Origin of the sequence: Deminuibacter soli (assembly GCF_003412455.1) — a bacterium.
Classification (GTDB): domain Bacteria; phylum Bacteroidota; class Bacteroidia; order Chitinophagales; family Chitinophagaceae; genus Deminuibacter; species Deminuibacter soli.
On record NZ_QTJU01000010.1, the window covers coordinates 1 to 17,249 of the forward strand.

General features: G+C 47.8%; 16 protein-coding genes. 6 read left to right on the plus strand and 10 right to left on the minus strand.

The window, feature by feature from the left end:
* Positions 1 to 321 precede the first annotated feature (321 nt).
* The 4 genes from DXN05_RS20175 to eat form a co-directional block, all read right to left on the minus strand.
* Complete coding sequence (locus DXN05_RS20175) at positions 322 to 978, minus strand: HAD family hydrolase (protein WP_116849107.1); 657 nt, start codon at positions 976 to 978, stop codon at positions 322 to 324.
* A 237-nt stretch (positions 979 to 1,215) separates the two neighbouring features.
* Positions 1,216 to 2,016, minus strand: coding sequence for an ethanolamine ammonia-lyase subunit EutC (gene eutC / locus DXN05_RS20180; RefSeq protein ID WP_116849108.1), 801 nt, complete (start codon positions 2,014 to 2,016; stop codon positions 1,216 to 1,218).
* Between the two features lie 309 nt (positions 2,017 to 2,325).
* Entirely contained in the window at positions 2,326 to 3,711 is a 1,386-nt protein-coding gene (locus tag DXN05_RS20185) for an ethanolamine ammonia-lyase subunit EutB (RefSeq protein WP_116849109.1), read from the minus strand.
* A 4-nt stretch (positions 3,712 to 3,715) separates the two neighbouring features.
* Positions 3,716 to 5,053: an ethanolamine permease gene (eat, locus tag DXN05_RS20190; RefSeq protein ID WP_116849110.1), complete on the minus strand. Its 1,338-nt coding sequence runs from the start codon at positions 5,051 to 5,053 to the stop codon at positions 3,716 to 3,718.
* 131 nt (positions 5,054 to 5,184) lie between these two features.
* Here eat and DXN05_RS20195 point away from each other — a divergent pair, with 131 nt between their 5' ends.
* Both DXN05_RS20195 and DXN05_RS20200 read left to right on the plus strand, forming a co-directional pair.
* Positions 5,185 to 5,445: a hypothetical protein gene (locus DXN05_RS20195; RefSeq protein WP_116849111.1), complete on the plus strand. Its 261-nt coding sequence runs from the start codon at positions 5,185 to 5,187 to the stop codon at positions 5,443 to 5,445.
* A gap of 505 nt (positions 5,446 to 5,950) precedes the next feature.
* Complete coding sequence (locus DXN05_RS20200; RefSeq protein WP_116849112.1) at positions 5,951 to 6,961, plus strand: AraC family transcriptional regulator; 1,011 nt, start codon at positions 5,951 to 5,953, stop codon at positions 6,959 to 6,961.
* Between the two features lie 708 nt (positions 6,962 to 7,669).
* Here DXN05_RS20200 and DXN05_RS20205 read toward each other — a convergent pair.
* The 6 genes from DXN05_RS20205 to DXN05_RS20230 all read right to left on the minus strand — a co-directional run bounded on the left by DXN05_RS20205 (position 7,670) and on the right by DXN05_RS20230 (position 13,086).
* On the minus strand, positions 7,670 to 8,368 hold the full coding sequence (locus DXN05_RS20205) for an RNA polymerase sigma factor (RefSeq protein ID WP_158559367.1): 699 nt from the start codon (positions 8,366 to 8,368) through the stop codon (positions 7,670 to 7,672).
* A gap of 291 nt (positions 8,369 to 8,659) precedes the next feature.
* Complete coding sequence (locus tag DXN05_RS20210) at positions 8,660 to 9,133, minus strand: hypothetical protein (RefSeq protein ID WP_116849114.1); 474 nt, start codon at positions 9,131 to 9,133, stop codon at positions 8,660 to 8,662.
* Between the two features lie 40 nt (positions 9,134 to 9,173).
* Positions 9,174 to 9,653: a hypothetical protein gene (locus DXN05_RS20215; RefSeq protein WP_116849115.1), complete on the minus strand. Its 480-nt coding sequence runs from the start codon at positions 9,651 to 9,653 to the stop codon at positions 9,174 to 9,176.
* 348 nt (positions 9,654 to 10,001) lie between these two features.
* Entirely contained in the window at positions 10,002 to 10,976 is a 975-nt protein-coding gene (locus DXN05_RS20220) for an NAD(P)H-quinone oxidoreductase (protein ID WP_116849116.1), read from the minus strand.
* Between the two features lie 150 nt (positions 10,977 to 11,126).
* A complete protein-coding gene (locus DXN05_RS20225) occupies positions 11,127 to 12,338 on the minus strand; it encodes a FecR family protein (protein WP_158559369.1) in 1,212 nt (403 codons plus the stop codon).
* Positions 12,339 to 12,621: 283 nt separating this feature from the next.
* Positions 12,622 to 13,086, minus strand: coding sequence for an Lrp/AsnC family transcriptional regulator (locus tag DXN05_RS20230; RefSeq protein WP_116849118.1), 465 nt, complete (start codon positions 13,084 to 13,086; stop codon positions 12,622 to 12,624).
* A 146-nt stretch (positions 13,087 to 13,232) separates the two neighbouring features.
* On the opposite strand from DXN05_RS20230, the gene DXN05_RS20235 reads away from it, so the two are divergent.
* The 4 genes from DXN05_RS20235 to DXN05_RS20250 all read left to right on the plus strand — a co-directional run bounded on the left by DXN05_RS20235 (position 13,233) and on the right by DXN05_RS20250 (position 17,249).
* A complete protein-coding gene (locus tag DXN05_RS20235; protein WP_116849119.1) occupies positions 13,233 to 14,630 on the plus strand; it encodes an MFS transporter in 1,398 nt (465 codons plus the stop codon).
* A gap of 329 nt (positions 14,631 to 14,959) precedes the next feature.
* Entirely contained in the window at positions 14,960 to 15,784 is an 825-nt protein-coding gene (locus DXN05_RS20240; RefSeq protein ID WP_116849120.1) for an MBL fold metallo-hydrolase, read from the plus strand.
* 29 nt (positions 15,785 to 15,813) lie between these two features.
* Complete coding sequence (locus tag DXN05_RS20245; RefSeq protein ID WP_116849121.1) at positions 15,814 to 16,218, plus strand: group III truncated hemoglobin; 405 nt, start codon at positions 15,814 to 15,816, stop codon at positions 16,216 to 16,218.
* Positions 16,219 to 16,373: 155 nt separating this feature from the next.
* Positions 16,374 to 17,249, plus strand: a complete 876-nt coding sequence (locus DXN05_RS20250; RefSeq protein WP_147314011.1) for a hypothetical protein — start codon at positions 16,374 to 16,376, stop codon at positions 17,247 to 17,249.

Consider the following 17,249-nt stretch of genomic DNA (forward strand, 5'->3'; position numbering starts at 1 on the left):
GATTCAATTGCCTTTACGGCACTGCGACGTACCTCTTCACTGAAGACGCGTCGGGTTACTAAATGTGTTTTTGCCATGTTTGACCTGGTTTTTTGGTCAACTTATTTCAGGCTCGTACAGAAATACAAAGTGAGTGGTGAGTAGTCAGTAGTGAGTGCACAACCGGCGCGGATCCTGTACAGGCAAGCGTTACGCCGCGTATCGTGGCTGTGAAGACACAGCCAACGGCCGCCGGTGACAAATTCCGCTCCGGTCCATTGCCTATTGACTATTCACTATTCACCAGTAATCCCCTTCTCACCACTCACTACTGACTACTCACTAACCCAGCAACTGCTTCAGCTGCGGATCGGTATAATCACTGATATAAAACAGCACATTCGGGTATTGTGCAAATTCTTCTTTGCCGTGCATGGTGGTAATCACTACAGCTTTCATCCCTGCATTCAATGCAGCTTCTACGCCTTTGGGTGCATCTTCAAACACCACGCAGTTTTCAGGGCTGGCATGCAGCAGCTGTGCAGCTTTTAAAAAGGTTTCAGGATGCGGTTTGCTGATGGCCACATCATCTGCACTTACCACCGCCTGGAAGAAATGGCGGATGTGCAGGTTATCCAATACAAAATCAATATTAAAAGGAATAGCCGCCGAGCCGATGGCCATGGGTACCTGGTGTAGTACTGCCTGCTCAAAAAACTGCTGCAGGCCGGGAATCAGCGCCATTTCGGGGAGATAAGCCTGCTGGTAACGTTTTTCCTTTTCAACCGAAAGACGGTCGAGCTGCTCACGTGTAAAATGGCCATTGCCAAAAATACGGATCAGCAGCTCTTCATTTTTACCGTACATCTGGGCTTTTACCTGGTCCCAGTTTAAACCGGCGTTTAAATCATTGTTGAGAATCTCGTACCATGCCCTGGCGTGGTAATGCATATCGTCGATCACTGTTCCGTTCAAATCGAATAAAAATGCCTGTGCCATACTTGCCTTTTTGCCGCAAAAGTAGCGCTATTGGGGCAGGCATAAAAAAGCCCCGGCAAGAATACCAGGGCTTCAATGGAAATCTATACAAAAAATAATCAGAAAGACGTTGTTGATTGCTCCTCAAAACCGGTTGGTGCTTTACACACAACAGGCAAGGTAAATTTACCCAATCGCACACAGTATTACCTTAATAACCAGTTAAGCCAACATTAAAATATCCGTTTTTGCAGGCATTTAAGCCGCCGGATCGCCCGGTAACTGCTGTGCAGCGGCGGTGCTTTCTTCTTTCAGTAATACGCCCGATAAACCGCGGCGGTAGGCTTCGCGCAGCAGGTACATAATTTTGGCAGCCGCATCCTGCAGACTTAACCCGCCGGGATGAATGTTGGATACACAATTGCGTGCATCATCGGTTAGTCCCACTTTTGGCCCGAAGGTTAAATAAGCCCCCATGCTGCTGGCAGCGCTTAAACCCGGTCGCTCGCCTATTAATACCAATGTGCAGGCTGCCTGTAACTGGCTGCCGATGGCATCGCCGATAGCCACCCTGCCCTGCTGCACCAGGATGACAGGCAGCACCGGTATTTTAATTGCAGCCAGTTCTCGCATCAGCAACTGCACCAGTGCGACAGCCTGTGTATTTACTGCAGTAGCCGATAAACCATCGGCAATAACAATGGCCAGTGCATCTTCACAAACGCCGGATGCCGGCAAATGCTGTGCAGCGCCCGGTTCCAAACGCCGGCCCATATCAGGCCGCTGCAGGTACTGGTCGCGGTCTGCCGCCTCGCTGTGCATCGAAAACACGGCAATGCCGGCATTATTTAATTGCTGGGTAATCAGTTCTTTTTGTAATGGTGTATATACTGCATCCCTTGCATGGGCATGGGCCAGACTAAACCGGAGTGATGCCTTGAGCGGCAATGCTGCCCCTGTACGGCCCAGTGCAATGCGCGCCGGCGTGTAGGCACACAGTGAAGACCAGGGATCGGCTATTACGGCCGTAAAAAGGGTTGTATTAAGCGGTTGGGTCATCGGGAATTATTAAACGGAAATTAGTAAATTATATTGTCAAAAACCTTCACAATTATGGGTAAAATCAATCAGTTATCACTTTGCATAGCCCTGGAAACAACAGTTGATAAATTATCCTTCTGCGTGTATGTGCGTTTTTCAGGTTTGTTTTAACAACTGCGGGCATGGCAACGCTACTATAGTAAAAAAAAAACGCGCCGCACCTCGCTTAGCAGGAGAATAAGCGGCCGAAATCCTGCAAAACCGGCTACTCAATTCCGCACAGCTGCAAGGCCGCCATTACTCCGCAGTAGTCGTTCAGATAAATTGTCACATCTTCAAATTGTCAAATTGTCCCAGCAGCCGGTGCGCTGCTGTAACCGGCAATAAATGCCCGCGTTCATCGGTAATACCCTGTTGCTGTAACCATTGCTCAAATTCGGGCGCCGGTTTTAGTGACAGCAACCTGCGTATGTATAATGCATCGTGAAAAGATGTACTCTGGTAATTCAGCATCACGTCATCTGCCCCCGGCACGCCCATAATATAATTGCAGCCCGCCACACCCAGCAGGGTTAGCAGGTTGTCCATATCATCCTGGTCGGCCGATGCATGATTGGTATAACAGATATCCACGCCCATGGGCAGACCCAGTAATTTTCCGCAGCAATGATCTTCCAGCGCAGCGCGGGTAATCTGCTTGCCATCGAACAAATACTCGGGGCCAATGAAACCCACCACCGTATTCACCAGTAACGGATCAAAATGCCGTGCTACTGCATAAGCACGTGCTTCACAGGTTTGCTGGTCAACCCCTGCATGCGCATTTGCCGAAAGCGAACTGCCTTGTCCTGTTTCAAAATACATCAGCTGGTTACCTGCTGTGCCACGCTGCAATGACAAGCCTGCTTCATGCGCTTCTTTCAGCACCGACAAACTTACCCCGAAGCTGCGGTTGGTTTGTTCTGTTCCGCCTATGGATTGAAACACCAGGTCAACCGGGGCCTTTTGTTCTATTAAACCCAGCGTAGTGGTTACATGGCTCAGTACACAGGTTTGCGTGGGAATGGCAAAACGGTTGCGCAACTCATCCATCATATGCAACAGCCTGGCTGTGGTTTGCGGGTTGTCAGTAGCGGGATTAATGCCAATTACTGCATCACCGCTGCCGTACAATAAGCCATCAATAATTGAAGCCGCTACACCACGCAAATCATCGGTGGGATGATTGGGTTGCAGCCGCACCGACAAACGCCCGGGCAAGCCGATGGTATTGCGAAAACGTGTTACCACGCTGCATTTCTGTGCTACACTAATCAAATCCTGGTTACGCATCAACTTGCTGGCAGCTGCCACCATTTCGGGAGTAAGTCCGCGTGAGAGCTGTTGCAATGTAACGGTATCTGCCTGGTCGCTCAGCAGCCAGTCGCGCAGTTCACCTGCCGTAAAACTGCGGATGGGTGCAAATGCGGCTGCATCATGCGTATCAATAATCAGCCGGGTTATTTCATCCTTTTCATAAGGGATAACGGTATCGTGTAAAAAACGCGTCAATGGTACATCTGCCAATGCCAGTTGTGCTGCTACCCGCTCTTCGTAACTTGCTGCTGCCACACCTGCCAGCACATCCCCGGAGCGCAGGGGCGATGCCCTGGCCAGCAATGTTTTCAGATCTGCAAAGCTATATGTGGTATGGCCTATAGAATATTTGAACATGCGGTTATTCAGTTAGTAAAACAGTAAACGATGTATCGGCAGCTGCATTGCGGCGATGCCTGCCTGTTGCATAAAACAATACGGTTACCAGCAGCATGCCGCCAAAGAACCAGGCGCTGAGTAAAGTATAATAATATACAATGGTACCCAATGCAACGAGCGATAATACCAGCGCTATCGCCGGGAAATACGGGTACAGCGGCGCTTTGAACGGCCGTTGCAGTTGTGGTTCCCTGCGCCGCAACACAAAAAGACTGATCATACTAATCACGTACATCACTACTGCACCCAGGGTAGATACAATCACCAGCTTGCTGGTATCGGCATACAACATCGCCAGCAGACCTATAAATCCGCCTGCAAGCAATGCCCAGTGCGGTGTCTGAAACCGCTTGTTTACGCGCGACAGCACAACAGGCAGGTAACTGCTGCGGGCCAGCGCAAACACCTGCCGTGAATAACTGATAATGATACTGTGAAACGATGCAATCAGCCCGAACAAACCAATACCTGCAAACAATTGTGTAACGCTGCTTTGCCTGCCCAGCACTATGCCGATTGATTCGGGCAGCGGGTAGTCAATATTGCTGAGCCGCTCCCAGTTGGTAATGCCACCGGTAAGTATCATTACGGCAAATGCAAGCAGCATCAGGGTTACAATGCCCGAGATATATCCTTTGGGAATATCTTTTTTAATATCCCTTACTTCTTCTGCCACCATGGCCACGCCTTCAATACATACATACAACCATATGGCAAACGGCACTGCTGCAAACAAACCGCCCCAATGCTGCGGCATGGCATGATGCATAAAATTGGCAGCACTGAATGAAGGTGCCACAATGCCGCAATAGATGAGCAACTCACCTACCGCCAGCAAGGTAACCAGCAGCGAAAAACGTGCGGATTCTTTTATGCCCAGCAGGTTAATGAAAGTAAACAGCACATAACAACCCACCGCCACTGCTTTTACCCCCATTGAAGGATACAGGAAATGCACATAACTGCCCAATGCAAAAGCAATGGCAGGCGCTGCAAACAAAAATTCTATCAATGTGGCATAACCTGCCAGCAATGCACCGGTTGCACCCAGTGCACGATAGGCATATGCAAATGGACCGCCTGCATGCGGTATGCAGGTGGTTAGCTCTGTAAAACTGAAAATAAATGTTACATACAACACCGTAACCACCAGGGTAACCAGTAAAAAGCCCATGGTGCCGGCAGCACCCCAGCCATAGTTCCAGCCAAAGTATTCACCTGAAATAACCAGTCCTACCGCAATGGCCCAAATATGCAAAGGCTTCAGTACTTTTTTTAAAGCAGTTGATTGTGTTGGCATTGTATGAATTTACGTAAAAGCAACGGGCAAGCCATGTTGTTTTTTTACAGGAAGTAACAGCAAAAAAATGCGGGAAGCAGGTTCAATGAAGTGCAAATGCGTACCTTGCTGTTTCATTTAAAACTGAATATATGACTGCAATTCCGCGTTATCTGGTTTGTGATAATTTCATGGATGATGAAGACGGTGAATATGTGTTGCACACACAGGCACCCAAGTTCCTGGCAAGATGGAATGATGATACGGAGACATTTGATATTGTTGCCGAGTATGATAACATTTCAGAACATTTTGGTGGTGACAAGGAAAAGCTTATTTCATTTATGGAAGAGATGGTAAACTGGTATGAAGATTACGATGAGTGGCTTGAAGAAAACGTTGACGAAGCTTAATGTTTAAACATTTTTCTGCGGGTATGTAGTTGCATATCCGCAGAAAAATCGATTTACCTAACCTGGTAAAATTTCTCCCTTCCATTTGAAAAAAAGATTGTTAAAAAATCACTTTCATATTTAATTTTTTTATTAATTTTCAAATGGTTTAGAAAATGCATGACTGCTTATAAGATCTCTTAAACAGAATTTTTCCAGATTCCATTTTGTGGACCTTATCGCTGAAATACAGGCGGCGTCATGTTTTGCTAATATCCCCAGTGTCATCCATATAATACTTCCATTCCTTTTTCTAAGCAAGGTATCCGTACCGGGAACCTGCACCTGTATTGTTTAAAACGTATACGCTTTACTGAATGCATATGCATTACACGGGCATGCCTGTTGTGATAGGCTATGCAGTAAAAGCAGGTTTTATACGCGGTGTTGTATCCGGGTGTTTGAAAAATGCGAACCAAACTTCGATTATAACAAAAAGCATCCATTGAAAAACCATTGATCATCTATGAAAATCCTTATTGATCCCCTGCAAGCAACAGATGCCGGCACCACCGCATCGTTACCCGTACACCTGAAAAAACATGTAGCCCCATGGGCTGAGGCTACTTACAAGCTGTACGACTTTGGCGCTATCCTGCAACAGGAATTGAAAACGCCTCAATTCAGTGTTTTTGTTTACCGCTTTTTTATCGACAAACCGGTTACGTTGTATCCTCACAGCGACAAACCCGTTATTGCACTGCATTACACCCTGCAGGGCAGCTTCCCCGTTGTATTAAACGGCTTCGGTAAAATAGTACTGGAAAAAACAAGGTATGATATGTTTTACCTGCCAACAGGCAACATTGAAGCCGCGTTTGAACCCGGTGAATACGAACTGATGCAGATTGAATTAAGTCCGTTTTACCTTAAAACCATTGCACGCAAATACCCGCACCTGCAGGCATTGGTTGATAAGGTTGAATCTGCCAGCAATGCCGGGCAGCCGCTTATCCGCGAACGCATGAACAAAAACATCCAGACTTTATTCCGCGAAATACGCTACAGTGAAGTAGACGGGGCATCGTTTGACCTGGCCATTAACAGTGCCATTTACAAACTGCTGTATTATTATGAAAAAGACACAGCTAAAACTACCAGCGGCCAGGCTGTAAGTAACCCCTTACAGTATGATAAAATTATTAGCGAAATACACGAATATATTGCTGAAGAGCCGCATGTGCAGCATTGCCACATCAGCAGTCTCAGCAAACGTTTTCACATTAACCAGAACACGCTGAAGAAAAATTTCAAGCACAAATACAATATCCCTATTAGCCGTTATGTACAAAACCAGTGCATGAGCAAGGCCAAAGCATTACTGCAGAAACACACTGAAAGCATTGGCGATATAGCCCTTCAGCTGGGTTACGGCGAAAGCGGCAATTTTACCAGGGCATTTAAAAAGTATTTTCATTCTGCCCCAACCGAATTTCAGAAAGTATTAAAGCACCAGCAACTGGAAAGTGTAGGTTGAAAGAACATCCCATAAAGACATTGTTGCTTAACAGATATTAAATTAATATTATATAAAAAATATCCCAAGTGATCGTGAAAAATATTTACTGAAATGATTACCAGAATAAAAGGAATTTGAATGAAATTTATGTAAGAAAGGAACGATTTACCAAAAGGATATCACCAGCTGACCAACCACTTCACAATACACAAAACACCATTTTATTCCTATAAATATTTTGCACGCAACTTATAACATTATTTGACCGCTCCCTGCGAAAGCAGGTTTGTGCCATGGGCAAAAACTTTCTGAACACCAGGACTTAAGAAAAGGGAATCGCATCTCCATTGTTTCTACAGTGGAGATTTTTTTTGTGTATAACAGACATTTCTATTGCCGGTACTGTATTTCGCTGATGATTTAAAAACCAACTGCTTTCAATAAAAAAAGGAAGTGTGGAAACACTTCCTTCAATTGATTTAAATCCTACATGAGAAAATACGTTATACATTTTCCATTAAGCAGATTTAAGGCATCTTCCAGGTTAGCTATTATCCCCCGTTTTGAATAATTCAATGATGATGGTATTGCCATGGAAAAAAAAGCCGAACGCATTAACCATTTGCGCCACTGCTGTACACAGGCTTAGTTGGCAATACACAATAAAGAGTGTGGCACGAACAAAATCACACAGTGGAAGTAAAAATATTTTTTTGGATAAAGTGTTTAACAACAGAGCACGCTGCAAAGCATGGCTGCAGCCACAAGCATTACGCTGTGTTTGCTGATGTAAAGCCGGATAAGGCGAATGGCTTCATGAAAATGATTCTGTACCGTACCTGAGGCAATTTTGAGCTGGCGGGCAATTTCAGCATATTGCAATCCCTGTTCCTGCCGCATTTTATACACCAGCTTCTTTTGCGGCGGCAGTGTGGCAATGGCTTTTTGTATCAGCTTTTCTGTTTGCCAGCCGGCCATGCGCTCTTCTGTTTCGTTTACATGCTTCTTGGTTTTAAGCAATGCCAGCTCTGCCAGTCTTGCCTCGTTACCGCGTTTTTTAAGATAACGCACCACCGAAGTAAAAATAATGCGGTACAGGTAAGCGCCCGGCCGCTCTACATGCACCAGCGAAGTGCGGCAGGCCCAGATGTTCAGGAACACATCCTGCAACACTTCTTCAGACAGGCTTTGCGAGCGCGTCATTTTATAAGCTGCGGTAAATATGCGTTGCTTGTACAAATCGAACAGCTCCTTGTATGCAACAGCATCACCTGCTGCAATATTGAGGAACAGCACCTTTAAATAGGCAATATGTTCCCGCGTATCTGCATCGGTCTGTTGCCGGAGTATGTGTTTTTCTTCATCCTGCATGCTGCGCCATTGAAGTTCCTGTATCGGCGGAAATGCATAACACATCTGCGCCATACAAGGCATAACCAAGTATGTGAATAAGGTGAATAACTGTTACGGAAAATCGATAATCATAGGAGATACAGACAAGGCATGCAGCACACGTTGTGTTTATAGTTGATTATAAACAGGTGGTGTTAGCAACTTGCCCGGCTTGACGAGGATATTGAACCTGCACTATGCTTACGAGCACAGCTTAAGCGGACTTCTTTTGATGGTATCCAAATTTAATGAATAAGTCTGCGTATTACAAATTAAAATTCATTGTATTTGGAATTATTCATTCCATTCAACAGGTTATGCCATCTATTGCGATTGGTGTATTTGCTCCTGCAAAGCTTTTATGCGCTGTATCTTTTGCGTGTAATGGTGTTGCAACAGCAGTATACCGCTTAGTAACAACAACGCTACAGCCATATACAACAGTAGCCGGGTTACCCATTTGCGTTGTATAAAAATAGCTGCCGTATTCTCCCGTACACGCAGCAAACGCCCGCCGGACGCAGCTTTGACTTTTTGAGAAAAAGTTATTTCCGGTTCAACATTATTGCCAGGCAGGCGCCTGATGATTGCTTCTATCTGCTCCCAGGTAGTATGTGCAGGCGGTACCGGCCCGTTGTCCCCGCTACTGTACAGCAGGTGCCGGTATTCATTTACTTTCTGTTGCAGTTGCGGATGCAGCGACAGCATAATATCCATTTCTTCCGCTTCTTCAACAGAAAGCAACCCCAGCACATATGCCTGGATGTTGTTTGATTTCAGGTGTTGTCGTGGTTTCAAAATACGGTACGGTGTTAACAGTTATATGCACACAACCTTGTTACCTGGCTACAGGCGCTGCTTGTGTGCTCACCTGTTGCTCAAGCCGTTTAATTTCCTTCACCGCGCTCTGGTATTGTACGAGGTAATAGATAAACAGGCCAAGAAACAATTTAGACAAAAAGAATACCGCGATAAATACGCCGCGCCAGTATTTGTGTACCCGTATGGTGGGAGATGATACTGTGGCAGCTACAAAATCACTGTCTTCCCTGCTGCCTGTGTCTGCTTCATCTTCCGTCACTGCATGATAGGTGCCGGGAAGCGGCGCTGTTTTATTGAACATACCCGGCTTATGTACCAGCCGGTGTTCATCGGCCCATGCTAATTTTCCAAAGCGGGCCATACATTGCTCCAGTGCCTGTTGCAACTGTGCATGTTCGGGTAGCAACTGCTCAAATTCAGCAGCTTGTTCGGGCGTGGCAGAACCGTTAACATAGGCCTCCACGATGCCGGATTTAAGGTAGTGATCAATTTGCATACGTGAATGTTTCTCAGACTGGAATTTATAACAATATCTGCAATACGAAGAAGAATTTCCATTAAATAGCAGCTGTAAGCATTTAGCGGATAGCTTCGCCTGTGGCGAATGAGCGGGGATACTTTTAACCACAAAGGGCACAAAGATTTTACACAGAGCGCACAAAGACTTCAACGGCTTCAAGCTACGAGCTGTAAGCTTGTTTAGTGTAAATCGCCTTCAGCAATAGTTATACTACCCACTACAATCACTCACGACTGACGACTGACGTCTCACGATAACACTCGCTAAAATCATCCCGACTGTCGATTCTCGGCTCTCGATGCCTTCTCACTCACGACTGACGTCTCACGATTCACGCACCAGCACTAGCTTCCCGATGTGTTCGCTGCTTTCGAGCAAACGGTGTGCTGCTGCGGCTTCTGTGAAGAGGAATGTTTTGTATACTACCGGCTGAAACTTTCCTGAATCAATCAGTGGCCATACTTTTTGTTCTACAGCTTTGGTTAATGCAGCTTTAAATGCCGCCTCCCGGTTACGCAGTGTGCTGCCTGTGATGGTAATGCGTTGCCGCATGATGTAATGCATGTCTATCTCGGCCTTGCTGCCTTTCATGGTGTTGATGAAAACCAAACGGCCATCAGGCACCAGCAGCCGCAGGTTCTTTGGAATATAGTCCCCTCCTATCATGTCGAGAATTACGTGTACACCTTGTGATTGCAGTACGGCTTCAAAGTCTGCCGTGCGGTAATTGATGCAGGTGGTGGCACCAAGATCTTCACAGGCGCGGCATTTTTCAGCAGAGCCAGCTGTTGCAAATACGGTTGCACCAAAAGCTTTGGCCAGCTGTATGGCAGTAACGCCAATACCGCTGCTGCCGCCATGAATCAGCACCCGTTCGCCCTGCTGCAATTGCCCGCGCTGAAAAAGATTGCTCCATACCGTGTATACTGTTTCGGGTAACGATGCCGCTGCCGCATAACTCAGTGCAACAGGCATGGGCAAACACTGTGCGGCAGGTACAGTGCAATATTCAGCATAACCGCCGCCGCCCACCAGTGCGCAGACTTTATCGCCCGGTGCCCAGCGCGTTACAGCTTCGCCGCATTGGGTAACAATACCGGCTATTTCCAGTCCGGGTATGTGTTGCGGCACACCGGGCGGCGGCGGGTACTTGCCTTGGCGCTGCATAATATCGGGGCGGTTAATACCGGCTGCCAGCACCTGCACCAGCACTTCATCATGTGCAGGCACTGGTGTAGGCTGTTCTGTCCACTGCAATACTTCCGGTTCACCGGGCTGGGTAATAACAACTGCTTTCATGGTAGAAAGATAACAGTAACAACGCTGATATGTTTGTTGGCAGGTCGGCCTGGTTGAATGCACCTGGAATTGCTGCAAAAAAATGAGGAATGTAGACACATTCCCCTGATATAACATGAGAAAACAACGATGACATTACAAGATGTAATGCTATAATGCGATTACGGTAACACTGTGATCCTGTACCTTAAAGCGTACCTTACCGGTTAATTCAAGCAGGTGAAGCAATTCAGTGAGCGGCACCGACCTGTTGATGGCCCTGGCATTGCATTCAAAATCGGCTGCGCCTGTATAATTCACGTTCACATTGTACCATGCAGCCACTTGTTCCATAACATTTTTCACCGGTGTATGTTTAAAAAGAAAATAACCATTTTTCCAGGCAATGGCTTCTTCTGTATCGGCCTGTTTTACCGGGGCTGCGTTGTTGCCGGCCGTTTGGGTTAGCGACTGGCCGGGCCGCAGTAATACCGTGTTGTTATCGCCGGTTATTTTTATGGCGCCGTCCAGCAGCGTGGTTTTGATGTGATCGTTGTACGCCTTCACATTAAAACGGGTTCCGAGCACTTCAATCACTTCCGTTTTACCGGTTGCTGCTGCAGACTGTACGTGCACACGGAAGGGCCGGTTTTTATCAGGTGCTACTTCAAAGTAGGCTTCACCTGTAACATATACCCGGCGTTCATTACCGGTAAACTGCACCGGGTAACGCAGGGATGAACCTGCATTCAGCCAAACGGCAGTACCATCCGGCAGTATAATATTGTATTGGCCTCCCCTGGGTGTAACCAGTGTATTGTAACCAGCCTGTGGCTTACCCACTGTGGTAATGCAGCTGATGCTGCCCCTGGTATGCTGCAATATTTGCACATTGCCCTGCTGGGCCACCATACCTGTTCCTGCATCGCTGAGCAGTACAGCAGAACCATCGCTCAGCAGCAGGGTAGCTTTATTAGTGCCGGGTACAACACCTTTGGTTACGGCAGCTGCACCTTTGGCAGTAAGCAATTGCCGCTTGAATGAAGGATACAATGCGCGCCATACGGCGGCGGTTAGTAACACCGTACCACCCAGTACGGCAGCCATGCGCAGCAAAGCCATTGTACGCGGGCGGCGGGCTGGTATATCTTTTCGCGGAACAGCGGGATCTAATGTAAGCCAGAGCGCATCGCTCCGGAAGCGGGAAATGGCGGGTATAAACAAGGTTGCATCAGCACCAGGCTCCAGCAAGTCCATGCACTCCTGCAGCACATCGGGCGATTCGGTGTGCAGCAGTTCGGCAATATCTTGTTCCGCAACAAAATCCGGGGCATACTGCTCCAGCATTTTTTTTACGCGTTGCGCGGATATTTCTTGCGGCAATGAGTTCATAGTGTTTGTGCTGTAATGATAGAGTGCGCAATTAACCAAACAACCCGGTTCGGCCGCATATTTTTTTTATGGGCAGTACCAGCAAATTTGGTGTCAGATAAAAAACAGCGATGGTGTTTAACAAAAACTTAGCTATGTATATCAATCCGGTGCAGGCTGTTACCTGCATAAAAGCAGCAGTACATCCCGGCCAGCGCCGGCTATCGTTGAATTATTTAAACAGGAGGAGTAACCAAATATAATACAATGGCGGTGACCGGGGAATTAAAAAAAGCTAAACCAGCTGCATGGTGTACTTCATGATGCCCATTACAAAAGAACTCTGCATATGACTGATGCCCGGCGTTTCGCCCAGCTGGTCTACATAAAACTGGTGATATTCTTCCATATCTGCCACCACAATCTTCAGCATAAAATCGAAGCTGCCCGAGATGTTGTAACATTCGGTGATTTGCGCAAAGCCATTAATGGTGTCAAGAAACAAACCACCTGCCTGCTTGGTATGTTCCTTTAGTGATACATGGCAAAACACAATGAGCCCCTTGTTTACTTTTGTATGATCTACCAGCGCCACATATTGTTTGATAACCCCCTGTTCTTCCATGCGCCTGATACGTTCGTGCACAGGCGTGGTGGTTAAATGCAGCCGGGCGGCAATTTCACGCACGGTTATTTTTGCATCCTGCTGCAGCAGGCGCAGAATAGATAAATCCTTATCGTCGAGCTTAAAGACGTACATCTGTGCCGGTTTTGATTATTTAAAGCAGGTAAATCAGCACAAAGTTTAGCTTTTCCTGATAAAAATGGTTTTTTATTCCAAAAAATAATTAAATGATGGAATAAACAACTGCCCTTCCCAACTTTACGGCGATAAAGCGCTGTGTTATGAATAAACAATTGATACTTTGGGTAGCCTGTACCGCTATTTTTTTTGAAGCACTGGATATTGCCGTACTCAACATGGTACTGCCTGTGCTGCAAAACCAGTTTCACCAGGACAGCGCCACGGTACAATGGCTGCAGACTGTTTATGTACTATTTTATGGCGGCTTCCTGATTACAGGCGGGCGCCTGGCAGATACCAGGGGCAGGAAAAACATCTTCCTGCTCGGCTCTTTTTTGTTTCTTGCGGCTTCGGCAGCGGCAGGGTTTGCCAACGGTTTTGAATGGCTGATGGCATGCCGCGCATTACAGGGGCAGGCCGCAGCGCTGGCTGTTCCCGCTGCATTATCTATTGTTACCAACACGTTCCCTGATCCGGAAGAAAGAAGCCGCGCCCTGAGCACTTTCAGCGCCTTTGCAGCAGTCGGCTCGGGCAGCGGACTGGCACTGGGCGGCATTATTGCTACTTACTGGGGCTGGCAATGGACCTTCTTTATCAATGTGCCGGTAATACTTGCCGTACTGGTGCTGGCCTGGCGCTGCATTGGCAAAGATGCGCCGGCTGCAGCCCGGTCTGCATCAGGCAGCGGTTTCCGGGGCATACTACTTACGGTAGTGATACTACTGCTCTCCTACTGCATTCATACCCTTGCACAGCTACCAGAACATTACCTGCTCACCATTGGCAGCGTGGTTATTATGCTGGCATGCCTGTATCTTTTCAGCAAAAGGGAACGGCGCAGCACCAACCCCCTGATTGATGTACAGCTGTTCAGCGACCGCAGCACTATTGCAGGCAACAGCTGCACCCTGCTGCTGGGTGGTATTTTTATCGGGTACCTGTTTTTACTTTCTGTCTTTCTGCAGCAGAACCTGCACCTCAGCGCAGCAAAAGCCGGTATGCTGCTGTTCCCTTTCAGCTTTTTCAGCACACTGGTAACGCGGTTTATTGTGCCGGTGCTTTTCGCCAGACTGAAGCCGGTAAAAACAGCCATCACGGGCATGTGCCTGATGCTTACCGGCTGCCTGTTACTGGGCGTGGCAATGTTTATACCCTACCCGCTGGCCGCCGTACTGCTGTCGCTGCTGTGTGTAACAGGATCGGGCATGTCTATCGTATACCCGGGCGTAACCGTATTGTCGTTGCAACACATACCTGCCCACAAACAGGGTATTGCAGCAGGCGTTTCCACTACGGCTTATTTCATGGGCGCAGGGCTTGGACTTTCTTTCATCTCCCTGCTACTGCAATTGTTTTCGACCGGTGAACAGCAAAGCAACCTGCTGCCTGCGCTGGTATTGCCGGTGGTGTGTGCGGTGGTTTCAGTGGGGTTGCTGAGACGTGAAGCGGCAGTCGTGAATCGTCAGTCGTCAGTCGTGAGTGATCGCAGCGAGTATTAATTTCGAGAATCGAGACATCGACAGTCGTGATGACCTTAGCAAATTATTTGTGAGTTGTGAGTGATCGCAGCGCGTATTAATTTCGAGAATCGAGACATCGACAGTCGTGATGACCTTAGCAAATTATTTGTGAGTTGTGAGTGATCGCAGCGCGTATTAACTTTCGCCGGAGGCGACTTACGCTAACAAGCTTGCAGCTCGTAGCTTGAAGCTTGCAGCTCGTAGCTTGAAGCTTGCAGCTCGTAGCTTGAAGCTTGCAGCTTGTAGCTTAAGCTTGCAGCTCTTCTTCCTTTCACGATTCGCGCTTTTTTGCTTTCTTTGCAATTGTTATGTCGTTATTTATTACATCACTGAATTCGGGGAGCAATGGCAATTGTTATTATGTTGGCAATAACGACGAGGCCATCCTGGTAGACGCAGGTATTTCGTGCAGGGAAACGGAGAAAAGGATGAAACGGCTGGGGCTGTCGATGCAACGGGTGAAAGCCATCTTTGTGTCGCACGAGCACAGCGACCACATTAAAGGCATTCCTGTGCTGGCCAGGAAATACAGCCTGCCGGTATACATTACCGCCAGCACGCTGCAGCATGGCGGACTAATACTCGACCGTGACCAGGTAATTGCTTTCAGCGACACAATGCCTGTACAAATCGGCGCGCTATCGGTAAAAGCATTTACCAAGCAGCACGATGCCATTGAACCGCATAGCTTCACCATTACCTGCAACGATATTACCGTAGGCGTGTTTACCGATATTGGTACACCCTGCAATAACCTGGTGCAACACTTCAGGCAATGCCATGCCGCCTTCCTGGAGGCCAATTACGATACCCGCATGCTGGATGAAGGGCGGTATCCCATTTTCCTGAAAAACCGCATCCGTGGCGGGCAGGGACATCTTTCCAATGCACAGGCGCTGGAAGTATTTATACAGCACAGGCCCCGGTTTATGAGCCACCTGCTGCTGGCGCATCTTTCCAAAGAAAACAACCACCCGCAACTGGTGCATGCGCTGTTTACTGCGCATGCAGGCAATACACATATCACGGTAGCATCCCGCTACGAAGAAACTCCCGTATACACCATCGGCGGCAATGGCGCGCCTGAACGGCACATGGCAACACCTGCAGTTACGCAAACCAGTCTTTTTTAAGCCCGGCAGAATTACTGTAATTTTGCCGCATGAAGCGAGATATTGAAACCCGTGCGGATATACACCGGATAGTGACTGAGTTTTATCAAAAGATGCTGGCAGACGAACGTGTGGCCTTCCTGTTTACTGATGTGGCCAGGATTGATGTGCCGGAACACGTGGAGAAAGTAACCGGTTTCTGGAATGATGTACTGTTTGCCGCAGGCGATTACCACGGCAACCCCATGCAGGTACATTGGCTGTTAAACGGCCAGTCACCTTTGCAACATACCCATTTTGACCTTTGGCTGCAATATTTCACCCAAACCATTGCCGCTTTGTTTGAAGGCGACAATGCAGCACGCATGCAGCAGCGCGCCTTATCTATCGCCACCATGATGCGTGTAAAAATGCTTACCCAGCCATTGAACAAACAGGATAACACAGCCCGTTAAGAACACCTGCAAGCCTGCAAAGACGCGTGTAAAAGACTAAGCCGCGCGGGTTTAAGGGTGTGTTAAATAAGCAGTTGGCTTGCCAACTATTGTTATTTTTGCAAGGCAGCTCCTTACAGAAAGCAGCTGCATATAAGAACAAAACAACGAATGATATGCGCACGGTAAAAGCACCCTATACCATCTTGTTACTGGCGGCAGCCGCTACGGCGGCAATGAGCTGCGGCAGCCCCAAGGCCACACAGCAAACCACAGCAGAGGTAACCACCGGCAGCTGGCAGCAGCAGCCGATATTGATTGACGGGGACGACGGAGACTGGCACAAGCCGCTTACCTATTTTGCACGCAAGGAGAAATTTGCTTACAGCATTACCAACGACAGTACCAGCTTATACATATTGCTCAGCACAAAAGAGCAGCTGACGCAACAAAAAATACTGCAGGGCGGTATGACGGTGGTGATTAACACAAACGCCGAGATGACCGACCTGAATGCAGCCAGCATTGGCTTCCCCACCGGAATGAGCAGTCATCGCGGCAAAGGTATTTTAAACAGGCCGGCCATTACCAACCAAACCACCCAGCTGGATGATTTGAAAGATTATTCATTGAGCGGCTTTAATAAAAACGACGAGATCAACTATTACGATTACGGCAAAAGCAATGACGCCGGTGTAGAAGTGAACCTCAACTTTAACGCTGCCGGCGAACTGGTGTATGAAGCCAAAGTGCCGCTGAACGCCATTTATGGTGATAAACATGCATTGGGCAAAAACATTGCCGTCGGTTTTTTGATTGACGGCTTACCACCTGAAGCCGGCGGACGCAGCGGCGGCGGCGGTGGTGGTGTATCTATCGGCGGCGGACTGGGTATGGGCAGTTTTGGCAGCGGCGGTGGTGTTGGTATTTCTATCGGCAGCGGGCTGGGCACAATTGGCGGCGGCGGTAAAAAGAAGAAATACGATCTCAGCAAAACCTGGCAGGTTACTTCGCTGAGCAAGCGCCCTGCACAAATACAAATCAAGGATTAG

Coding starts and splice junctions, on each gene's coding strand:
- DXN05_RS20185 (WP_116849109.1), bottom strand. CDS start 3,711: ATGTTCAAATATTCTATAGGCCATACCACATATAGCTTTGCAGATCTG.
- DXN05_RS20175 (WP_116849107.1), bottom strand. CDS start 978: ATGGCACAGGCATTTTTATTCGATTTGAACGGAACAGTGATCGACGAT.
- eat (WP_116849110.1), bottom strand. CDS start 5,053: ATGCCAACACAATCAACTGCTTTAAAAAAAGTACTGAAGCCTTTGCAT.
- DXN05_RS20195 (WP_116849111.1), top strand. CDS start 5,185: ATGACTGCAATTCCGCGTTATCTGGTTTGTGATAATTTCATGGATGAT.
- DXN05_RS20240 (WP_116849120.1), top strand. CDS start 14,960: ATGTCGTTATTTATTACATCACTGAATTCGGGGAGCAATGGCAATTGT.
- eutC (WP_116849108.1), bottom strand. CDS start 2,016: ATGACCCAACCGCTTAATACAACCCTTTTTACGGCCGTAATAGCCGAT.
- DXN05_RS20200 (WP_116849112.1), top strand. CDS start 5,951: ATGAAAATCCTTATTGATCCCCTGCAAGCAACAGATGCCGGCACCACC.
- DXN05_RS20235 (WP_116849119.1), top strand. CDS start 13,233: ATGAATAAACAATTGATACTTTGGGTAGCCTGTACCGCTATTTTTTTT.
- DXN05_RS20220 (WP_116849116.1), bottom strand. CDS start 10,976: ATGAAAGCAGTTGTTATTACCCAGCCCGGTGAACCGGAAGTATTGCAG.
- DXN05_RS20245 (WP_116849121.1), top strand. CDS start 15,814: ATGAAGCGAGATATTGAAACCCGTGCGGATATACACCGGATAGTGACT.
- DXN05_RS20215 (WP_116849115.1), bottom strand. CDS start 9,653: ATGCAAATTGATCACTACCTTAAATCCGGCATCGTGGAGGCCTATGTT.
- DXN05_RS20230 (WP_116849118.1), bottom strand. CDS start 13,086: ATGTACGTCTTTAAGCTCGACGATAAGGATTTATCTATTCTGCGCCTG.
- DXN05_RS20250 (WP_147314011.1), top strand. CDS start 16,374: ATGCGCACGGTAAAAGCACCCTATACCATCTTGTTACTGGCGGCAGCC.
- DXN05_RS20205 (WP_158559367.1), bottom strand. CDS start 8,368: ATGGCGCAGATGTGTTATGCATTTCCGCCGATACAGGAACTTCAATGG.